Source organism: Alicyclobacillus fructus, assembly GCF_017329605.1.
GTDB lineage: Bacteria > Bacillota > Bacilli > Alicyclobacillales > Alicyclobacillaceae > Alicyclobacillus > Alicyclobacillus fructus.
Window position 1 is genome coordinate 46,405 of the sequence record NZ_JAFMTY010000003.1, and the last position, 19,214, is coordinate 65,618.

Genomic DNA, 19,214 nt, shown 5'->3' on the forward strand with positions numbered 1-19,214 from the left:
ATGTCCCTCGCAGATTTTGTGAAGCGAACCGTCAGCAAATGGATGAGAGAAACAGGGCCCGAGGACGATATCGTGCTCACGAGCCGCGTTCGGCTCGCCCGCAATCTGAAAGGCTTTCCGTTTCCCACGCTGGCGACCGACGCGCACGCCAACGAGGTCATGGAGCTCGTGCGGCAGGCGGCGCAAAACGACGCCATGAAGCGCCTCGGCAAGTTCGAGTTCATCCGCTGTCGGGATCTCTCGCCGCTGGATCGCCAAATGTTCGTCGAAAAGCATCTGATCAGTCCCGATCTCGCCCAGCAGGAGAAGCACGGCGCCATCGTGCTTCGCGACGACGAGGTCGTGAGCATCATGGTAAACGAGGAAGACCACCTGCGCATCCAGTGCATCCTTCCGGGGCTTCGCCTGCAGGAGGCGTGGAACGTCGCGAGCCAGGTGGACGACGCGCTCGAGCAGACGCTGACGTACGCCTATCACGATCAATACGGCTACCTGACGGCCTGTCCCACGAACGTCGGCACCGGCATCCGCGCGTCCGTGATGATGCACCTGCCAGGTCTCGCGCTCACAGGCGGCATTCAACGGCTCCTCACGGCCGTCTCCCAGGTCGGACTCGCGGTGCGCGGCATTTACGGCGAGGGTTCTGAGTCGTTCGGGAACCTGTATCAGGTGTCGAACCAGATCACGCTCGGCGAGAGCGAGGAAGAGATCATCGCCAATCTCATGAGTGTGGTCCAGCAGATCATGGAACAGGAGCGAAACGCGCGCAAGCTCCTGATGGAGCGCAACCGGATCCAGCTCGAGGATCGCGTCAGCCGCTCGTTTGGTATCCTGGCGTACGCCCGCAAGATGGACTCCCGGGAGACTTTGGAGCGGCTGTCGGACGTGCGCCTCGGGATCGATCTCGGCATCATCCAAGGCGTATCGGCCGGTATTCTCAAGGAACTCATGGTGTTGACCCAACCGGCCTGTCTGCAAAAATTCTACAATCGCGAGCTGAGCCCGAACGAGCGCGACGTGCGGCGCGCGCAGCTGATCCGGGATCGGCTGAGAATGAATGACACGGAGGTGCATGGGTGATGTATGCACGGTTTACGGAGAGGGCGCAGAAGGTGTTGGCGCTGGCTCAGGAAGAGGCTTCCCGCCTGAATCACCCGGGCGTCGGGACCGAGCACATTCTGCTTGGCCTGATTCGCGAAGGCGAGGGGATCGCGGCGAAGGCCCTGCAGATGCTCGGGGTGCAGGCCGACAAGGTGCAGCAGGAGATTGAGCGGATGGTGGGGCGAGGCCAGACGCCGGTGACGGCGATGACGTACACGCCGCGCGCGAAGAAGGTCATCGAGTTGTCCATCGATGAGGCCCGCAAACTCGGTCACTCGTACGTCGGCACGGAGCACCTGCTCCTCGGCCTGATTCGCGAGGGCGAAGGTGTCGCGGCGCGCGTGCTCGCCAATATGAATGTGAACCTGAACAAGGCGCGTCAGCAGGTGCTGCAGTTGCTCGGCGGCGACGCGATGGACATCGCCGGGGACAAGGACGCGTCGGTTGGCACGCCGACCCTCGACAGCCTTGCGCGCGACTTGACGCAGATGGCGCGCGACGGGAAGCTCGATCCCGTCATCGGGCGGCAGAAGGAAATTGAGCGCGTCATCCAGGTGCTGTCGCGGCGCACGAAGAACAATCCGGTGCTCATCGGCGAACCCGGCGTGGGCAAGACGGCCATCGCTGAAGGGTTGGCGCAGCGCATTGTGGCCGGTGACATTCCGGAGACGCTGCGCAACAAGCGCGTGATGGTGCTCGACATGGGCACCGTGGTGGCGGGTACGAAGTATCGCGGTGAATTCGAGGATCGGCTGAAGAAGATCATGGACGAGATCCGGCAGGCCGGCAACGTCATCCTGTTTATCGACGAGCTGCACACGCTCATCGGGGCCGGCGGCGCGGAGGGCGCCATCGACGCTTCGAACATCCTCAAACCGGCGCTCGCGCGCGGCGAACTGCAGTGCATCGGCGCCACCACGCTCGATGAATACCGGAAGCACATCGAGAAGGATCCCGCGCTCGAACGGCGCTTCCAGCCCATCATGGTCGACGAACCGTCCCCGGAAGAGGCGCTGGAGATCCTCAGGGGACTGCGAGATCGCTATGAAGCGCATCATCGCGTGAAGATCACGGACGAGGCGCTGGAGGCGGCGGTCAAGCTGTCGGATCGGTACATCTCGGATCGGTTCCTGCCCGATAAGGCCATCGACCTGATCGATGAAGCCGCTTCGCGCGTCCGCCTGCGCACCCACACGGCGCCGCCGAACCTGAAGGAACTGGAGCAGAAGCTGGAGAAGGTGCGCAGCGAAAAGGATGCCGCCGTGCAGAGCCAAGAGTTCGAGTTGGCGGCAAGCCTGCGCGACGAGGAGCAGAAGATCAAGGAAGAGTTGGAACGGCTGAAGGAGACGTGGCAGAAGACGCAGCAGCTCGACGACGTCCGCGTGACGGCGGAAGACATCGCGCACATTGTCTCGTCGTGGACGGGGATTCCGGTGCAGCAGCTGCAGCAGGATGAGTCGGAGCGGTTGCTGAATCTGGAGAAAATCCTGCACGAGCGCGTCATCGGGCAGGACGAGGCCGTGGAGGCCGTGGCCAAGGCCATCCGTCGCGCCCGCGCGGGGCTGAAAGATCCGAAGCGGCCGATTGGCTCGTTCATCTTCCTTGGCCCGACGGGCGTCGGCAAGACCGAGCTCGCCCGAGCCCTGGCGGAGGCGCTGTTTGGAGACGAGGATGCGCTCATCCGGATCGACATGTCGGAGTACATGGAGCGACACTCCACGTCGCGGCTTGTCGGATCGCCGCCGGGATACGTCGGGTACGAGGAAGGCGGTCAGTTGACGGAGAAGGTGCGCCGCAAACCGTATTCGGTCGTGTTGCTCGACGAGATCGAAAAGGCGCATCCAGAAGTGTTCAACATTCTGCTGCAGGTGCTCGATGACGGCCGGCTCACGGACGGCAAGGGGCGCACGGTCGATTTCCGCAACACGGTGATCATCATGACGTCCAACGTGGGCGCGGAAGAATTGCGCAAGGGCGGTGCGCTCGGTTTCAAGCGGGAAGAGGACAAATACCTCGGCATGAAGGACAAAGTGATGGACGAATTGAAGCGCACCTTCCGGCCGGAATTCCTCAACCGCATCGACGAGATCATCGTGTTCCATCCGCTGGACGAGACGCATATCGAGCGGATCGTGGACAAGATGGTGGACAACTTGAAGCACCGCCTGAAGGAGCAGGAGATCGAATTCGAGCTCACTGACGAGGCGAAGAAGTTCCTCGCGAAGGTTGGGTTCGATCCGCAGTACGGCGCTCGGCCGCTGCAGCGGGCCATCGTGCGGAACGTGGAAGATCTGCTGTCGTCCGCGCTCATCGCGGGAGAGATCAAGAAGGGCGATCGCGTCCTGCTGGGTGTGGACGGCGACAAGCTGAGGATCGAAAAGGTGAACGAACAGCCGGTCGGCGCAGGCGCGTGACCGCCGGGAGGGGCCTTCGGGCCCCTTTCTTATTGGGATCGGGTAGATGTCGCACCCTGCCGCCCGTCATGCATCTGGGCATGCCCGACAAGAGGCCCATTCCGCGCTTGGACAAATGTCGGTACAAATTTCGCGTCCAGCATGGACGTACGCGAAGAGTTCTGTATCATGTTGATGAGGACTCGGAAGGCGGCGAGACGGATTGCCGAAGGTGAAAACGCACTACGTGTGCCAGATGTGCGGTCACACGGAGGTCAAGTGGATGGGGCGCTGCCCGGCCTGTGGCGAGTGGAACACTCTGGTCGAGGAAGAGGTCGCGCCAAGCGGTCGGTTCGCGCCCTCCAAGGGGCGGGTGGTGCCCAAGCCCATTGCCTCCATCCCAGCGCAGGGGGAGAATCGCCTGAGCACAGGTCTCTCGGAGTGCGACTTCGTGCTTGGAGGCGGGGTGGTGCCGGGATCGCTCGTCCTCATCGGCGGAGACCCTGGCATCGGCAAATCCACGCTCTTGCTCCAGGTGTCGCATGCCATTGCGAAGGGCGGGCACCGCGTTCTCTACATCTCCGGTGAGGAGAGCGCGACTCAGATTCGCCTGCGCGCCGAGCGTCTGGGAACGGTCCACAGCGAACTTTACGTGCTGGCGGAGACGGATCTCGACGCCGCGCTGGAAGCGGCCGTGGATCTGAAACCTCAGTTCCTGATTGTCGACTCGATCCAGACGGTGTTTCGGCCGGGGCTCGCTTCTGCGCCTGGCAGCGTGGCGCAGGTCCGGGAGTGCACGGGTCTGCTTCTGCGCGTGGCCAAAGCGGAAGGGATGGCCACGTTCATCGTGGGGCATGTGACGAAAGACGGAGCCATCGCCGGCCCGCGCATGCTCGAACACATGGTCGACGCGGTCTTATACTTCGAGGGCGATCGCCATCATATGTATAGAGTGCTGCGCGCCGTCAAAAATCGGTTTGGCTCGACGAACGAGCTGGCCGTGTTCGAGATGAGAGACGACGGGTTGCGCGAGATCGCCAATCCATCCGAACTGTTTCTCTCCGAGCGGCGCGACATTGCGCCGGGGTCAGCGGTGGTTTGCGCCATGGAGGGAAGGCGCCCGCTCCTGCTCGAAGTTCAGGCGCTCGTGGCGGCCACGTCCTTCGGCACGCCCCGCCGCATGACCACCGGCGCGGATCTGCAGCGCATGAACATGTTGCTCGCCGTGCTGGAGCGGCGGCTCGGCCTGCAACTTGGTTCGTGCGATGCCTATGTGAACATCGCGGGCGGCGTGCGGGTGGAAGAGCCCGCTGCCGATCTCGGCATCGCCTTGGCGCTCGTGGCGAGTCACCGGGATCGCCCGCTCCGTCAGGGCGTGTACATCGGGGAAGTCGGACTCACGGCCGAGGTGCGCGCGGTCACGCGGCTCAGCGAGCGCATTCGCGAGGCGCGCAAGCTCGGCTTCCATCGTTGCGTCGTGCCGGCGGCGCAACCTGTGCCGGAGGCCGTGCCGGGGATGGAGATTGTCCAGGTTCGATCGGTGCAGGACGCGATTGATCAAGCCTTTTGAGGTGACACTGTGAAAGACGACGCCAAGCGGGAAGCTGCCATCAACAAGATCTTGCGCATGGTTGCGCCGGGAACCGTCCTTCGCGAGGGCATCGAAAACATCCTCCGGGCCAAGACGGGCGGGCTCATCGTCGTCGGCGCGACGGAGACGGTGCTGTCGATGATGGACGGCGGTTTCGCCATTCAGTGCGATTTGACGCCGTCCCATCTGTACGAACTCGCCAAAATGGACGGGGCCATCATCATCAGCGAGGACGCGAAAAAGGTCCATTACGCCAATACGACGCTCAACCCGGACCACACCATCCCCACGTCTGAAACAGGCACGCGCCACCGGACCGCGGAGCGCGTGGCCCGTCAGAGCGGGCAACTCGTCATTTGCATCTCGCAGCGTCGGAACGTGATCACGCTATACCAAGGCAATTTGAAATACGTGCTGCGCGACATCAGCGTGATCTTGGCCAAGGCCAACCAAGCCCTGCAGACGCTCGAGAAGTACAAGACCGTCTTGGAACAGGAGCTCACCGACCTGAGCGCGCTGGAATTTGAGGAGGCCGTGACGCTGGAAGATGTGACGCGCGTCCTGCAGCGGTTTGAGACGGTGTTGCGGGTCACGAACGAAATCCGGCGCTACATCATTGAGCTCGGCAACGAGGGGCGGTTGGTCAGCATGCAGTTGGAGGAACTCGTGTCGGACGTCGACGAGCAGGCGTATCTGCTCATCAAAGATTTCGTCCACCCCGAGTGCCCGCATACGCCGCATCAGATCATGTCTCAGATCCATAATCTTTCCTCCGAAGAGTTGCTCGACGGCGCGCTTCTGGCCCGCATTCTCGGGTATCCGCCGAGCGTCAATCAGCTCGAGGAGAGCGTCCCGTCGCGAGGATATCGGATCCTGAACAAGATCAGCCGGTTGCCGCAGCCCGTGATCGAAAACCTCGTGGAGCATTTCGGGGTACTGTCCAACATTCTCAAAGCATCGATGGCCGATCTCGACAAAGTCGAAGGCGTCGGTCCGGTCCGCGCCCGCATGATCCAGAACGGACTCGGACGGATTCAAGAACAGGTGCTGATCGACCGTCAGATTTGACCCGCCCGGGAGGCGTGAGGTTTGTTCATTCGATGGATTCCCAACGCGCTGACGGCCCTGAATCTCGTCGCTGGCCTCGCTTCCATCCTGGCGCTGGAGTCAGGGCGCGTCGGTGTCAGTGCGCTCATCGTCGTCTTGGGCATGATCATCGACGGACTGGACGGGCGCGTGGCGCGCTGGCTGCGCGTGGAGAGCGAGTTCGGGCGCATTCTGGACTCCTTGTCGGACCTTGTGACGTTCGGCGTCGCGCCCGCGATGATCATGTACCACGTGGAACTGAGGCATCTTGGCATCCTGGGCGATCTCGTCGCCATTCTGTTTCCGCTCTGCGGCGCGCTTCGTCTGGCGCGGTTTCACACGCAGCGCGGTCCCGCCGACACCTTCATTGGCCTGCCTATTACGGCGGCGGGGGGCGTCGAAGCGACGCTCGCCCTCACCAAATCGGCGTTCGAGCCGGCCGCCTTCGTCCTGTCCGCGGCCACCGTGCTCGTGTCTCTGCTGATGGTGAGTTCGGTTCCGTATCCCAACTTCAAGCGCCTGTCGTATCCGCGCTCCATGCTGATTTTGGTTCCGTTGCTCGCCATGCTCATCGCGTGCCTGTTGCGCTTTCAGATTGTCGGCACGGACGTGCTCATCTTTGCCGTCCTGGGACTCTACGCGGCCTACGGCGTGGCGCACGCCATTCGATCTGCCATCCTTGGCCGAAAGCACGGAGGCGACGTGGCGCACGGGACCAAGAAGTAGCGCCGTGCTGGGCGTACCCAGCCGCTGGAATCCCTTTACGCGCTCTTTGAAACGTGTTACACTGAACACAGCTCTCCAATTTTTTGCAAAAGCGTTCAACTCGCTGCGTCCGCGCAAAATTCCAGGTCTTTTGGATGTTCGTCGATTAAGATGGAATGGAGGACGTGCATACTAGGCACAGGAGGTGACGTCGGATGATGAAGAAAGTCGTGCACCTGTTCTTCGTGGTCGTCGGTGTATTGTTAGGTTATCAGCTTTGTCCGGACTTATTCCTCGATGTGTTTCATCTTCATCGCTCGTTCGTGACGACCAATTGGTTCGGTGCCGCCGTGGGCGGCGCGCTGTTTTTGGTGGCGACGGTCTCGCTTGCGGGCTACGTGTCCGCCCTGCTTCGATGGCTTGAGGAGCGGCTGAAGAGCGCGCCTCTTGCCGACATCGTGGGCGGCACCGTGGGCATGGTCATTGGGCTTTTGGTCGCATATTTGTTCTCGCCCGAAATTCGCGCAATTCCACTGGTCGGCGTCGCGGTGGAGTTTTTTGTGGCGGTCTTTTTCGCGTACCTCGGCCTGCGCATCGGGTTCACCAAACGCGAGGAGTTGTGGAACCTGTTGGCGGGCCGTCTCTCGCGCGATCGCGATCGGGCTGAGGGCGGCAAGGACAAAAAGCAGGCCCTCAGGCCTGGCGATGCGAAGTTGCTGGACACGTCGGTCATCATCGACGGGCGCATCGCGGATCTCGTCGAGACCGGATTTCTGGACGGCACGCTCGTGATCCCGTCGTTTGTCCTGGCCGAGCTTCAGCACATCGCCGACTCGTCCGACGCGCTGAAGCGAAATCGCGGGCGCCGTGGGCTGGACATCCTGAACCGCATTCAGAAGGAGTCGAAGGTCCAGGTTCAAATCGTCGAGACCGATTTCGACGACATTCAGGAGGTCGACGCAAAACTCGTCCGGCTCGCGAAACAGATGCGCGGCAAGGTCGTCACCAATGACTTCAACCTGAACAAGATCTGCGAGCTGCAGGGCGTGCCCGTGCTCAACATCAACGATTTGGCCAACGCACTCAAGCCGGTCGTCCTGCCGGGCGAGGAACTTCAGGTCCACGTCATCAAGGACGGCAAGGAACACAACCAAGGCGTTGCCTATCTCGACGACGGCACGATGATCGTCATCGAGGGCGGCCGCGAATACATCGGCGGCAAGATCACGGTCCTTGTGACGAGCGTGTTGCAGACGTCCGCAGGGCGGATGATTTTTGCAAAACCGAAGCTGTTGGAAAAGGCTCTCTGACGCGCGGGCGCGTTGGTTCGCGCGCCGGGTCAGGAGAGAAGTCGGGAGGCGAGGGCGCCGCGGGCGTCCTCGGCTTTTCCATGCTCTCGGGAGTGGGGGAAGGGGAACGCGGATGTGGGTGGCCATCGTGGTGGCGGCCGGTGAAGGCCGCCGCATGGGTTTCAAGAAGCAGTTTCTCGATCTCGCCGGACGGCCCATGTGGCTTCGCTCGGCCGAAGCCATGCTGGCGGGCGGTGCGGACGAGATCGTGGTGGTTGCGTCTTCGGGCGATGTGAGCCGGATGCGGGACGAAGCGCGGGCTGCCGGGCGCGACATCCGCTTTGCAGAGGGCGGAGAGACGCGCCACGCGTCGGTGGTGTCGGGCGTGAAGCTGGCGCTCGACCTCGTGGCGCATCGGGCCCACGATTTGCGGCGATCCGCTTTTGCCATTCACGACGCGGCTCGCCCGTTTGTGTCGGCGGAAGACGTGCGGCGCGTGTTCGAAGCCGCGCTCGAGGCGGGCGGCGCGGTGCTCGGATCGCCCTGCCGCGACACGGTGAAGCGCGTGGAGGGCGGTTGGGTGCGAGAGACGGTTCCGAGGGACAAGCTGTTCCTCGCGGAGACGCCCCAGGCCATCCGTGCGGACCTCGCTCGGACGGTCTACCTGGAGCGTCGCTATGCCGCGGAGGAGGCGCCGACGGACGACAGCGGGGCGATGGAGGCGGCGGGCATTCGGGTGATGGCCGTGGCATCGACGGCCTACAACGGCAAGATTACGACGCCCGCGGATCTCGACTACGCCCGCTGGTTGGCGGGCGAACGCTGGGGGAGGCCTGAACATGCGGATCGGACTCGGGTATGACGTGCATCGGATTGCGGAGGGGAGAAGGCTCGTCCTGGGCGGCGTGACGCTCGACGCGCCGTTTGGGCTCCTCGGCCACTCGGACGCGGACGTGATCGCACACGCCATCATGGATGCCCTGCTCGGCAGCCTCGGGCTCGGCGACATCGGCCAACACTTCCCACCGGACGATCCGCGGTTCGAAGGGGCGGACAGCCTGGCGCTGATGCGCGAGGTGGTCGCGATGATCCGGCGCGAGGGGTACCGGGTGGGCAACGTGGACGTGATGGTCATCGCGGAACGGCCCAAGCTGTTGCCGCACGTGCCGGCGATGAGGGCGCGCCTCGCCGAGGCCCTCGGAGTCGGCGAGCGGGACGTGTCCATCAAAGCGACGACCAATGAGAAGATGGGCTTCATCGGGCGGGGCGAGGGCATTGCTGCGCAGGCGGTGGCTCTCGTGGTTCCCCTCGCGGAAAGGGGGGCCATGGCATGACGGTGCGGGTGCGGTTCGCGCCGAGTCCGACGGGCCATCTCCACATCGGCGGCGTGCGCACGGCTCTGTTCAACTTCCTGTACGCGCGGCACACCGGGGGCAAGTTCATCCTGCGGCTGGAGGATACGGACGCGGATCGCAATGTCCCTGGCGCGGAACAGGCGTTTGTCGACGCCTTTCATTGGCTCGGCCTGACGTGGGACGAGGGATTTGACATCGGTGGGCCGTACGGGCCCTACCGCTGCAGCGAGCGCGTGGCCATCTACCGGAGCCATGCCGACCAACTGCTCGCGGCAGGCAGGGCGTACGCGTGCTTCTGCCCTCAAAGCGATGCGAAAGAGACGCCGTCCGAAGAGGAGGGCGGGGAAGGGCCGGCGGGCGCGATGGGCTGCAGCGGCGGTTGCGCGTCGCTCGCCGCGGACGAGGCGTTGCGGCGCATCCGGGCTGGCGAGCCGCATGCCATCCGGTTTCGCGCGCCATCCGGCCCGCCCATCGTGGTCCGGGATATCATCCGGGGCGAGATCGCCTTCGAGCGCGACGACCTGCGAGACTTCGTGATCATCAAGCGGGACGGCATGCCGACGTACAACTTTCAGGTGGCCATCGACGACCACCTGATGGCCATCACGCACGTGATCCGCGGCGAAGAGCACCTGTCCAACACGCCGCGGCAATTGCTCGTGTACGAAGCGTTCGGTTGGCAGCCGCCGCAATTCGCCCACTTGCCCATCGTGCTCGATGAGTCGCGCAAGAAGCTGTCGAAGCGCGATCCGAACGTCCTGCCGGTGTCGGCCTATCGCGAGCGGGGCTACGTGCCGCAGGCCATTGTCAACTTTTTGGCGCTCCTCGGCTGGTCTCCCGGAGGCGAAGAGGAGATCTTCAGCCTCGAAGCGTTGTGCGAGCGGTTCGATCTCGACCGCGTCGGGCGCGCCGGCGCCGTGTTCGATCTCGCCAAGTTTCAGTGGATGGCGAACCAGTACTTCAAGGCGCTTGCGCCGCACGAGGCGGTTCGGCTCATCCGCGAGCAGGCCGGCGTGCTCGGCTACCGGCTTCCTCCCTACGCGGACGACAGTTGGCTCGAACGGGCCGTGAGCCTGGTTCAGGACGGCCTGACCTGTGCGCGCGATTTCTTCAGCGCCGCGTCGGTGTGGCTTGAGCCCGAAGTGGCGTACGATGAAGAAGCGCGCGCCTTGCTCGAGACCGAGGGAGCGCACCGCGTGATTGAGGCGTATCTCTCCGCTTGTGAACAGGATCCCGTCTGGGACGAAGCGGCCAATCGCGCGCGCACGCAGGCAGTGGGACGCGCCCTCGGCGTCAAGGGGAAGGATCTGTTCATGCCCATCCGCGCGGCCTTGACCGGTCAATTGCACGGGCCGGATTTGCAGAAATCGATGGCGCTTCTGCCAAGGGAGATCGCGATGGAACGCATGCGGCGCGCGCTCGCGCTTTCGGAGGCGCGCGACCATCAGGGGAGGTGAGGATCGCGTGGCGATTGTGCTGTACAACAGTCTGACGGGCAAAAAAGAACCGCTTCAGACGCTCGAACCCGGCAAGGTGCGTTTTTACGCGTGCGGCCCGACGGTCTATCACTTCTTCCATCTCGGGAACGCCCGCATGTTCGTGGTGTTTGACACCATTCGCCGCTATCTCGAGTACCGAGGTTACGAGGTGCGTTTCGTCCAGAACTTTACCGACGTCGACGATCGCATCATCCAGCGGGCGCAGGAGATGGGCGTGAGCCCCCGCGAGCTCGCCGAGGAGAACATTCGCCATTACTTCGAGGACGCGGGCAAGCTGTTCATCCGGCCCGCGACGGTGCATCCGAGGGTCACGGAGTGCATCGACGAGATCATCCGCTTCATCCAGCGCCTGATCGATCGCGGCCACGCCTACGAGCGCAACGGCAGCGTCTATTTCGACACGTCGTCCTTCCCGGAGTACGGCAAGCTGTCTCATCAGTCGCCGGAGGACATGCGCGCGGGTTACCGGATTGAGGTCCAGGACGAAAAGGACGATCCGACGGACTTTGCCCTGTGGAAGGCGGCGAAGCCCGGCGAGGAGTGGTGGCCGAGCCCGTGGGGGCCAGGGCGCCCGGGATGGCACATCGAGTGCTCCGTGATGAACTACCTGTACCTCGGCGAACAGATCGACATCCACGCGGGCGGGCGCGATCTCATCTTTCCGCATCACGAAAACGAGATCGCCCAGAGCGAGGCCCACTCGGGCAAGACGTTCGCCCGGTACTGGCTGCACAACGGCACGTTGAACATCAACGGCGAGAAGATGTCGAAGTCGACCGGCAACTTCATCATGGCCCGCGATCTGCTCGAACGGCGGGATCCGCGCGCGGTGCGGTTCTTCCTCCTGTCCGCGCACTACCGGAATCCGCTCAACTACACCGAGGAAGCCCTCGATCAGGCGGAGCAGGCGCTCTCGCGCATCGACCGCTTGATCCGGGACCTGGAGCACCGGGCGGCGGCCCTGGAGGCCATGCGAGGAGCGCTCGATCGCGCCGATGAGAACCCGTCTGAGCGCGGGCGCGCGGACGGGGATCAGATCCGCAACGCCTTCATCGAGGCGATGGACGACGACTTCAACACCGCCGACGGCATGGCGGCCATCTTCGACGGCGTGCGCCAGGTCAACAGCCGCCTGGAGGAAGGCGGCGCGACGCTCGGGGATCTCCGGCTCTACCGCGATGTGTTCGTCGAGCTGCTCGGCGTGCTTGGCATTCCCAAGAAGGAAGAGGAGCGCCTCGAGGACGAGATCGAGCGGCTCATCCAAGAGCGCGCGGAGGCTCGGAAGCGGCGCGATTTTGCCCGCGCGGACGAGATCCGCGACGAGCTTCGGCACCGCGGCATTGTGCTCGAGGACACGCCGTACGGCACGCGCTGGAGCTACGAATCATGAAGGTGAACTGGCGCGTCGACGAGGTCTCCCCGCTCGCGCTCGCCTTTCTGGGCGATGCGGTGTGGGAGATCTATGCGCGCAACCACTGCCTGAACCTTGGCATTCACCGCCCGCACGATCTGCAGCGGCGGGCCACGCGGTACGTATCCGCCGTCGCCCAGGCCGACGCGCTGCGCCTGCTTGAGCCCGTCCTGACCGAGGCGGAGCGGGACGTGATCCGGCGGGGGCGCAATCAGAAGACGTCGCACACGCGCCGAAACGTGGATGTGGTCGTGTACCGGCTCGCGACCGGCTTTGAGGCGCTGATTGGCTATTTGTACGCGACGGGCGAGCGCGAGCGGCTCGACGAACTCGCGGCCCACGCGCTGGCGGCGCTCGACGCACAATACGAATCGACAAGGGAGCCGTGAGACATGTCCATGAAGGATGGCGCAGGGCGCCGATTGGCGCGCGCGCAAGAATCGGTCGATCTCGTCAAGGGCCGGCATGCCGTCTTGGCGGCGCTTGAAAGCGGGCGATCCGTGAACAAGGTGTGGGTGGCGGAAGGCGCTTCGGGCATGGAGGCCATCGTGGCGAAGGCGAGATCGCGCGGCATTGTCGTGCAGTTCGTGCCGCGCAACCGCCTCGATGAGATGGCGGGTGCGCACCAGGGCGTGATTGCGCAGGTGGCGCCCTACGCCTACGCGGACCTCGAGGACGTGATCGGGCGCGATGCGGGTGTCGCCCCGCTCGTGGTGGTGCTGGACGAGATCGCCGATCCGCACAACTTTGGGGCCATTTTGCGCACGGCGGAGGCGGCGGGCGCACAGGGAGTGGTCATCGGCAAGCGCAGACAGGCCCAGATCACCGATGTCGTGGCCAAGGCAGCCGCGGGGGCGCTGGAGAGCCTGCCGGTGGCCCGCGTCGCGAATGTTGCGCAGGCGCTTGAGCGGCTGAAGCATGCGGGTTATTGGATTGTGGGGGCGGATGTTCAGGCGAGAGCGACGTACACGGAGATCGACTATCGGGGCGCCACGGCTCTGGTCATCGGTTCTGAGGGGCAAGGCATGCGCCGTCTGGTGCGCGAACGGTGCGACTTCCTGGTGTCCATCCCGATTCTGGGCCGAGTGCAAAGCCTGAACGCCTCGGTTGCGGCGGGGGTTCTCTTGTATGAAGCGGTCCGCCAGCGGGCGTAAGAGGCGTTTGACGCGCCTCGTCATCGTCGATGGGTACAACGTCATCGCCAGGCGGGCCGGCACCAGCCTGGCGCAGATCGAGGATTTGGAGGACGCCCGCCGCGAAATCGAAGATCTCTTGAGCCAGTACCGCGCGATGTACGGCGAGGACGTGATCGTCGTGTATGATGCGCATCGCAGGCCCGGGCCGGGACGTGAAGAGGAGCACGCGGGCATTCGCATCGTCTTCACGGAATCCGGGGAGACGGCCGACGCGCGGATCGAGCGGCTGGTGTACGATTTGCGGGATGAATACCGGGAGATCACGGTCGCGACGTCCGATGCGGCGGAGCAGCAGGTGGCGCTGGGCGGAGGCGCGCTGCGCATTTCGGCGAACGAGTTGCTGATTCGGCTCGAGAAGATGCGGGAGGACATCGATCGCGAGACCCATCGGCATTCCACGGGTGAGCGGCACACGCTGCGCGATGCGCTGACGGGCGATTTGGCGAATCAGCTCGAACGTTGGCGAAGGCGATAGGCTCGACATGGCGCAAATGGCGTCGCGACGCCTATTTTGTCGTCTGAACGCAATTGATCCTTCCAAATGGCATCAGGTATAATGGCGTCATTCACGAGGCTCGGGGTGATAGAGTTTGTCGACGCAGCCGACACCAAGAGACGCCGACGCGGCCCCTCCGTATGACACGGCGCCTTACGAGAACATGACAGACGAAGAGCTGGTCGAGGCTGTTCATCGAGGCGACACCGACGCGCTCGACTTCTTGATTCACAAATACAAGAATTTCGTTCGAGCCAAGGCGCGATCGTACTTTCTCATCGGGGCCGATCGGGAAGACATCGTGCAGGAAGGCATGATTGGGCTGTACAAGTCCATCCGCGACTTTCGCGGAGACAAGCTCTCCTCCTTCAAGGCGTTTGCCGAACTGTGCATCACGCGTCAGATTATCACCGCTATCAAAACAGCCACGAGACAAAAGCATATTCCGCTCAATTCCTACGTTTCGCTGGACAAGCCCATTTACGATGAGGATTCGGACCGCACGTTGCTCGACGTGATCTGCACGGTGCGCGTCGCGGATCCAGAAGAACTGATTATAAACCAGGAAGAGTTTGACGATATTGAGGGTAAGATGTCCGAACTGTTGAGCGACCTGGAGCGCCAGGTTCTCATGTTGTATCTCGACGGCCGCTCGTATCAGGAAATCGCGGTCGATCTCGCTCGGCATGTCAAGTCCATCGATAACGCGCTTCAGCGGGTCAAACGGAAGCTGGAGAAATACTTGACGGTGCGCAACGTGATATGATAATGTTGTGCAGGTATGAGCCCCGCTTCGGGGGTTCTTCTGTTTCTGTGTCCATGACCGAGACTTCGGTTTCATGGTCGGCTGATACGGGGAGGTGCCACAATGCGCGAGATCATCACCCTCGCTTGCACGGAGTGCAAACAGAGGAACTATACCACGACGAAGAACAAGAAGAATGATCCGGATCGCCTTGAACTGAAGAAGTACTGCCCCACCTGCAACTCGCACACGACGCACCGCGAGACCCGTTGAGGCGCGCCGCTCATGGCTCACAAAGGAGCATCGAACGTGGCTAAACCGAACGATACCCTCGTGGAACTGAATCAGCATACGAAGCGGACGGGCATCGTCGCTTTCTTCAAGGAGTCGTTCCGGGAGCTGAAGCGCGTTCGTTGGCCGAAGCGCCGTGAGGTGGTTGTGTACACGGCGGCCTGCCTGTTGGTGTGTGCTATCCTGGGTGTGCTCATCTGGGCGTTTGACATTGGGGTTTCCGCGGCGATGTCGGCCATCGGCGTAGACTAACGCGTCATGGGGGTGGCGGGCTGCTCGCCCTGCGCAATGGAGAATCTTGAGAAGCAGTGGTATGTGATTCACACATACTCCGGCTACGAAAACAAGGTCAAAAGCAACCTCGAAAGCCGCGTGCAGACCATGGGCATGGAAGATCGCATTTTCCGCATCGTCGTGCCCACTGAAGAGGCGGTCGAGGTCAAGAACGGCAAAAAGCGCGTGGTGCAGCGCAAGACCTATCCGGGTTACGTCCTTGTGGAGATGATCATGACCGACGATTCCTGGTACGTCGTGCGCAACACGCCGGGAGTGACCGGTTTTGTGGGTTCCCACGGGGCCGGGTCGAAGCCTGTGCCGCTCATGCCTCACGAGGTCGAGCAGATCTTGAGCTCCATGGGTGTGAATGAGGCCAAGCCCGTGGCGCAGTTCAAAGTCGGAGATGTGGTGCGTTTGACGAGTGGGCCGTTCGCCGACATGGTGGGGACGGTCGAAGAGGTTCATCCGGAGCAACAGAAACTCAAGGTTCTCGTCTCCATGTTTGGGCGGGAGACGCCGCTCGAGGCTGACTTTACCCAGGTGGAGCACTTGCCTTGACGGATGCGGGCGCCTTGTGAATGTCAGGCAGTGAGCTGGCCGACACGTCGTCGCCGGCTTTCTGTAGTCCGGCTCTGCCGGACTCGATAGATGGTTTTCCTGTGGGAGGGCAAACCCCGAACACCACATCTTGAACGAAGGAGGTGGCTGTGTTGCCGAAGAAGGTTGTCAAGGTTGTGAAGCTCCAGATTCCAGCCGGGAAGGCAACGCCTGCGCCGCCGGTAGGTCCTGCGCTCGGCCAAGCCCAAGTGGGCAACATCATGGGCTTCTGTAAGGAGTTCAACGCCCGCACGGCCGATCAGGTTGGTTTGATCATTCCGGTCGTCATCTACGTGTATGAAGATCGCTCGTACACGTTTGAATTGAAGACCCCGCCGGCTTCCGTGTTGCTCAAGAAGGCGGCTGGTGTCGAGACGGGCTCGGCGGAGCCGAACCGCGTCAAGGTGGGCAAGGTGACGCGAGCGCAAGTGCGCGAGATCGCCGAGCAGAAGATGCAGGACTTGAATGCTGCGTCGATCGAGGCCGCCATGCGGATGGTCGAAGGTACGGCCCGCAGCATGGGCATCACGGTTGTCGACTGACGGCAAGCGGGAGCCCGTGGGAGGTTTGAACAACCGATTACCACGCGGAGGTGAGTTGAAATGGCAAAGGTCAGCAAGCGTCTCCAGGAGCTTCACAAGCTTGTGGATCGCAATAAATTGTACGACGTCGACGAGGCGATGGAGCTCGTGAAGAAGACCGCCACCGCGAAGTTCGATGAGACGGTGGAGGTCGCGGTCCGGCTCGGCGTGGATCCGAAGAAGCAGGATCAGCAGGTCCGCGGCGCGGTCGTCCTTCCTCACGGCACAGGTAAGACGCCGCGTGTGCTCGTGTTTGCGAAAGGCGAGAAGGCGCGAGAGGCCCAGGAAGCCGGAGCGGACTTCGTCGGCGACGATGATCTGATTCAGAAGATCTCACAGGGATGGCTCGACTTTGACGTCGCCGTGGCCACGCCGGACATGATGCCCGCGGTCGGACGACTCGGGCGCATCCTCGGCCCGCGCGGTCTGATGCCCAACCCGAAGACGGGCACGGTGACGTTCGATGTCGCGCGCGCCGTGAACGAAATCAAGTCGGGTAAGGTTGAGTATCGGCTTGACAAGGCGGGCATCATTCACTGCCCCATCGGCAAGGCCTCGTTTGAGAAGGAGCAGCTCGTTGAGAACTTCCGGACTTTGATGAGCGCGCTTGTCAAGGCGAAGCCGGCTGCCGCCAAGGGCACGTATGTGCGGGGCGTGACGGTGTCGTCCACCATGGGCCCCGGCATCCGCGTCAATCCGCAGCGCGCGGCTGTGGGCGAGTGAGGTCGAGCGTTGGCCATTTTCGTGGCCGTATGATATAACATCCATAGCGAAAGGCCGTAGACAGCAGGTCTGCCCTCCGGGCAGTGAAAGTTGCCTGCCGAGGCGTTTCCCGCACCGATGTGCTTGCGCATGTCGAATTTGGTGGGCGCCTCGCGTCGTCGAGGCGCCTTTCGCTGTGTATAAGTGACATTTTGCGGGGAGGTGGGCGGTTTGGCGATTCGCCGTGCCGAGAAAGAGCAGATCGTGCAATCCGTCGCCGAGCGGATGCGCCGCAGCAAGAGCATCGTGCTGGCGGATTACCGCGGCCTCACGGTGGCGGAAGACACCGAGCTGCGCGCGCGCCTGCGCCAAGCCGGGATCGAGTACTCCGTCGTCAAAAACACGCTGACGACGCGTGCGGCCCAGCAGGCCGAGATCGAGGGCTTGGAGGCGTTTTTGACGGGGCCGACGGCCATCGCATTCAGCTATGACGATCCCGTCGCGCCGGCGAAAATTCTCCACGAGTTCTCGCGTGAACACAAGGCGCTTGAGCTCAAAGGCGGATACGTGGAGGGCAGGGTCGTCGACGCCAAGGAAGTTGAGGCGCTCGCGAAGCTGCCGTCGCGCGAAGGTCTGCTGTCGATGTTGCTCAGCGTCCTGCAGGCTCCGATGCGCAACCTGGCGTACGTGTTGTCTCAGGTGGCCGAAAAGCAGGGCGGAGAGGCGGCTGCAACTGCCGAGTGAAGGGTGGCGCGAGACCCTTCGGGGCGCTCGCAGAGGCTTTGAACGTGTGAACCAGAATCGAATGAGGAGGGCTTAGGAATGACCACGGCTGAGATCTTGGAAGCTGTGAAAAACATGACGGTGCTCGAGCTGAACGAGCTTGTCAAGGCGATTGAAGAGGAGTTTGGCGTGACGGCGGCGGCGCCGGTCGCGTTCGCGGGTGCGGCTCCGGGCGCTGGCGAGGCGGCTCAGGCCGAGCAGACCGAGTTCGACGTCATCCTCGCGTCGGCGGGCGCGTCGAAGATCAACGTCATCAAGGTCGTGCGCGAAATCACGGGCCTGGGCCTGAAGGAAGCGAAGGATCTCGTGGACAACGCGCCGAAGCCGATCAAGGAGAAGGTCTCGAAGGAAGAGGCCGAGAGCATCAAGGCGAAGCTCGAAGAGGCTGGCGCTTCGGTCGAGATCAAGTAAATTGCGCAGCGCGAAGAGGGTGCCCATCGGGCGCCCTCTTTGGCTTCTGGAGGTGATAGCGTGGAGCACTATTTTCAAGCGAACCCTTCGGGGCCAAGCGAAGAGCGCTGGGTGCGGATTCAAGCGCGGGGCGTGACGGTAGAGATGTTGACGGATCGCGGCGTGTTCAGCAAAGGCGGGCTTGACGAGGGGACTCGCCGCCTGATTGAAGCCGTCGACCTTACGGGCGCGGTGAACGCACTCGATCTCGGCTGTGGATATGGCCCTGTCACGGCCGTCCTCGCTCGCGTGTACCCTGGTGTGCGCTGGTGGATGATTGACGTGAACCATCGGGCGGTGGAGCTCGCGCGCCGCAACACGGCTGATCTCGTCCCGACGCCTGTCGTGTTGGAATGTGACGGCATTCCTGCCGAATTGGACGGCCATTTCGATCACGTTCTGTTGAATCCGCCGATTCGCGCGGGAAAGGCGGTCGTGTTTCGCCTGTACGAAGAAGCGAGGCGGTCCCTGAAGGTCGGAGGAAAACTGTGGGTGGTGATTCAGAAGAAGCACGGGGCGCCGTCCACGGAGGCTCGGCTGCGGGAATTATTTGCGGACGTGGAAGTTGTCCATCGCAAAAGCGGGTACTTCGTCCTGGCGGCCACCCGGAGCGAGAGCCCTTAACGGCGGGCGGAGCGGGCCCGGCGGCCGGCGGCCTGGTCCATGC

22 protein-coding genes are annotated in these 19,214 nt (G+C 62.9%); all 22 read left to right on the forward strand.

The genetic code is table 11. The features are described from left to right. The 22 genes from J3481_RS01950 (at position 1) to J3481_RS02055 (ending at position 19,171) form a co-directional block, all read left to right on the forward strand. Entirely contained in the window at positions 1-1,080 is a 1,080-nt protein-coding gene (locus J3481_RS01950; protein ID WP_206830634.1) for a protein arginine kinase, read from the forward strand. Further along, a complete protein-coding gene (locus tag J3481_RS01955) occupies positions 1,077-3,515 on the forward strand; it encodes an ATP-dependent Clp protease ATP-binding subunit (RefSeq protein WP_206830633.1) in 2,439 nt (812 codons plus the stop codon). The genes J3481_RS01950 and J3481_RS01955 overlap by 4 nt, the downstream gene beginning before the upstream one ends. 202 nt (positions 3,516-3,717) lie before the next feature. After that, positions 3,718-5,064, forward strand: a complete 1,347-nt coding sequence (gene radA, locus J3481_RS01960) for a DNA repair protein RadA (protein ID WP_206830632.1) — start codon at positions 3,718-3,720, stop codon at positions 5,062-5,064. 9 nt (positions 5,065-5,073) lie between these two features. Beyond that, entirely contained in the window at positions 5,074-6,153 is a 1,080-nt protein-coding gene (gene disA / locus J3481_RS01965; RefSeq protein ID WP_206830631.1) for a DNA integrity scanning diadenylate cyclase DisA, read from the forward strand. A gap of 21 nt (positions 6,154-6,174) precedes the next feature. Continuing rightward, positions 6,175-6,897 (forward strand): CDP-diacylglycerol--serine O-phosphatidyltransferase, encoded by a 723-nt coding sequence (pssA, locus tag J3481_RS01970; protein ID WP_206830630.1) that lies wholly within the window; start codon positions 6,175-6,177, stop codon positions 6,895-6,897. 194 nt (positions 6,898-7,091) lie between these two features. Continuing rightward, positions 7,092-8,186: a PIN/TRAM domain-containing protein gene (locus tag J3481_RS01975; RefSeq protein WP_206830629.1), complete on the forward strand. Its 1,095-nt coding sequence runs from the start codon at positions 7,092-7,094 to the stop codon at positions 8,184-8,186. A 112-nt stretch (positions 8,187-8,298) separates the two neighbouring features. After that, positions 8,299-9,027: an IspD/TarI family cytidylyltransferase gene (locus J3481_RS01980; RefSeq protein ID WP_206830628.1), complete on the forward strand. Its 729-nt coding sequence runs from the start codon at positions 8,299-8,301 to the stop codon at positions 9,025-9,027. Continuing rightward, positions 9,005-9,499, forward strand: a complete 495-nt coding sequence (gene ispF, locus J3481_RS01985; protein ID WP_206830627.1) for a 2-C-methyl-D-erythritol 2,4-cyclodiphosphate synthase — start codon at positions 9,005-9,007, stop codon at positions 9,497-9,499. Before J3481_RS01980 ends, ispF begins: the two co-directional genes overlap by 23 nt. Continuing rightward, positions 9,496-10,977, forward strand: coding sequence for a glutamate--tRNA ligase (gene gltX, locus J3481_RS01990; protein ID WP_206830626.1), 1,482 nt, complete (start codon positions 9,496-9,498; stop codon positions 10,975-10,977). The genes ispF and gltX overlap by 4 nt, the downstream gene beginning before the upstream one ends. A gap of 7 nt (positions 10,978-10,984) precedes the next feature. Continuing rightward, positions 10,985-12,409: a cysteine--tRNA ligase gene (gene cysS / locus J3481_RS01995; protein WP_206830625.1), complete on the forward strand. Its 1,425-nt coding sequence runs from the start codon at positions 10,985-10,987 to the stop codon at positions 12,407-12,409. Next, positions 12,406-12,819 carry a Mini-ribonuclease 3 gene (locus J3481_RS02000; RefSeq protein ID WP_206830624.1) on the forward strand — a complete coding sequence of 138 codons (414 nt, stop codon included), beginning with the start codon at positions 12,406-12,408 and terminating at the stop codon, positions 12,817-12,819. Before cysS ends, J3481_RS02000 begins: the two co-directional genes overlap by 4 nt. Before the next feature lie 3 nt (positions 12,820-12,822). Then, the gene (gene rlmB, locus J3481_RS02005; protein WP_206830623.1) at positions 12,823-13,584 is read left to right on the forward strand and encodes a 23S rRNA (guanosine(2251)-2'-O)-methyltransferase RlmB; all 762 of its coding nucleotides are present in this window, start codon (positions 12,823-12,825) and stop codon (positions 13,582-13,584) included. Then, the gene (locus tag J3481_RS02010; RefSeq protein ID WP_206830622.1) at positions 13,559-14,101 is read left to right on the forward strand and encodes a YacP-like NYN domain-containing protein; all 543 of its coding nucleotides are present in this window, start codon (positions 13,559-13,561) and stop codon (positions 14,099-14,101) included. The genes rlmB and J3481_RS02010 overlap by 26 nt, the downstream gene beginning before the upstream one ends. A 115-nt stretch (positions 14,102-14,216) precedes the next feature. Further along, positions 14,217-14,888: an RNA polymerase sporulation sigma factor SigH gene (gene sigH / locus J3481_RS02015; protein WP_206830621.1), complete on the forward strand. Its 672-nt coding sequence runs from the start codon at positions 14,217-14,219 to the stop codon at positions 14,886-14,888. A gap of 102 nt (positions 14,889-14,990) precedes the next feature. After that, entirely contained in the window at positions 14,991-15,140 is a 150-nt protein-coding gene (gene rpmG / locus J3481_RS02020; RefSeq protein WP_008339831.1) for a 50S ribosomal protein L33, read from the forward strand. Between the two features lie 36 nt (positions 15,141-15,176). Then, positions 15,177-15,410, forward strand: a complete 234-nt coding sequence (gene secE, locus J3481_RS02025) for a preprotein translocase subunit SecE (RefSeq protein ID WP_328702031.1) — start codon at positions 15,177-15,179, stop codon at positions 15,408-15,410. Between the two features lie 36 nt (positions 15,411-15,446). After that, positions 15,447-15,992, forward strand: a complete 546-nt coding sequence (gene nusG, locus J3481_RS02030; RefSeq protein WP_206830619.1) for a transcription termination/antitermination protein NusG — start codon at positions 15,447-15,449, stop codon at positions 15,990-15,992. 152 nt (positions 15,993-16,144) lie between these two features. Continuing rightward, on the forward strand, positions 16,145-16,573 hold the full coding sequence (gene rplK / locus J3481_RS02035; protein ID WP_206830618.1) for a 50S ribosomal protein L11: 429 nt from the start codon (positions 16,145-16,147) through the stop codon (positions 16,571-16,573). Positions 16,574-16,633: 60 nt separating this feature from the next. Further along, positions 16,634-17,335: a 50S ribosomal protein L1 gene (gene rplA / locus J3481_RS02040; RefSeq protein WP_206830617.1), complete on the forward strand. Its 702-nt coding sequence runs from the start codon at positions 16,634-16,636 to the stop codon at positions 17,333-17,335. A 210-nt stretch (positions 17,336-17,545) separates the two neighbouring features. Then, positions 17,546-18,058: a 50S ribosomal protein L10 gene (gene rplJ / locus J3481_RS02045; RefSeq protein WP_206830616.1), complete on the forward strand. Its 513-nt coding sequence runs from the start codon at positions 17,546-17,548 to the stop codon at positions 18,056-18,058. A gap of 78 nt (positions 18,059-18,136) precedes the next feature. Continuing rightward, entirely contained in the window at positions 18,137-18,508 is a 372-nt protein-coding gene (rplL, locus tag J3481_RS02050) for a 50S ribosomal protein L7/L12 (RefSeq protein WP_206830615.1), read from the forward strand. A 60-nt stretch (positions 18,509-18,568) separates the two neighbouring features. Then, on the forward strand, positions 18,569-19,171 hold the full coding sequence (locus J3481_RS02055) for a class I SAM-dependent methyltransferase (RefSeq protein WP_206830614.1): 603 nt from the start codon (positions 18,569-18,571) through the stop codon (positions 19,169-19,171). Positions 19,172-19,214: the final 43 nt, after the last annotated feature.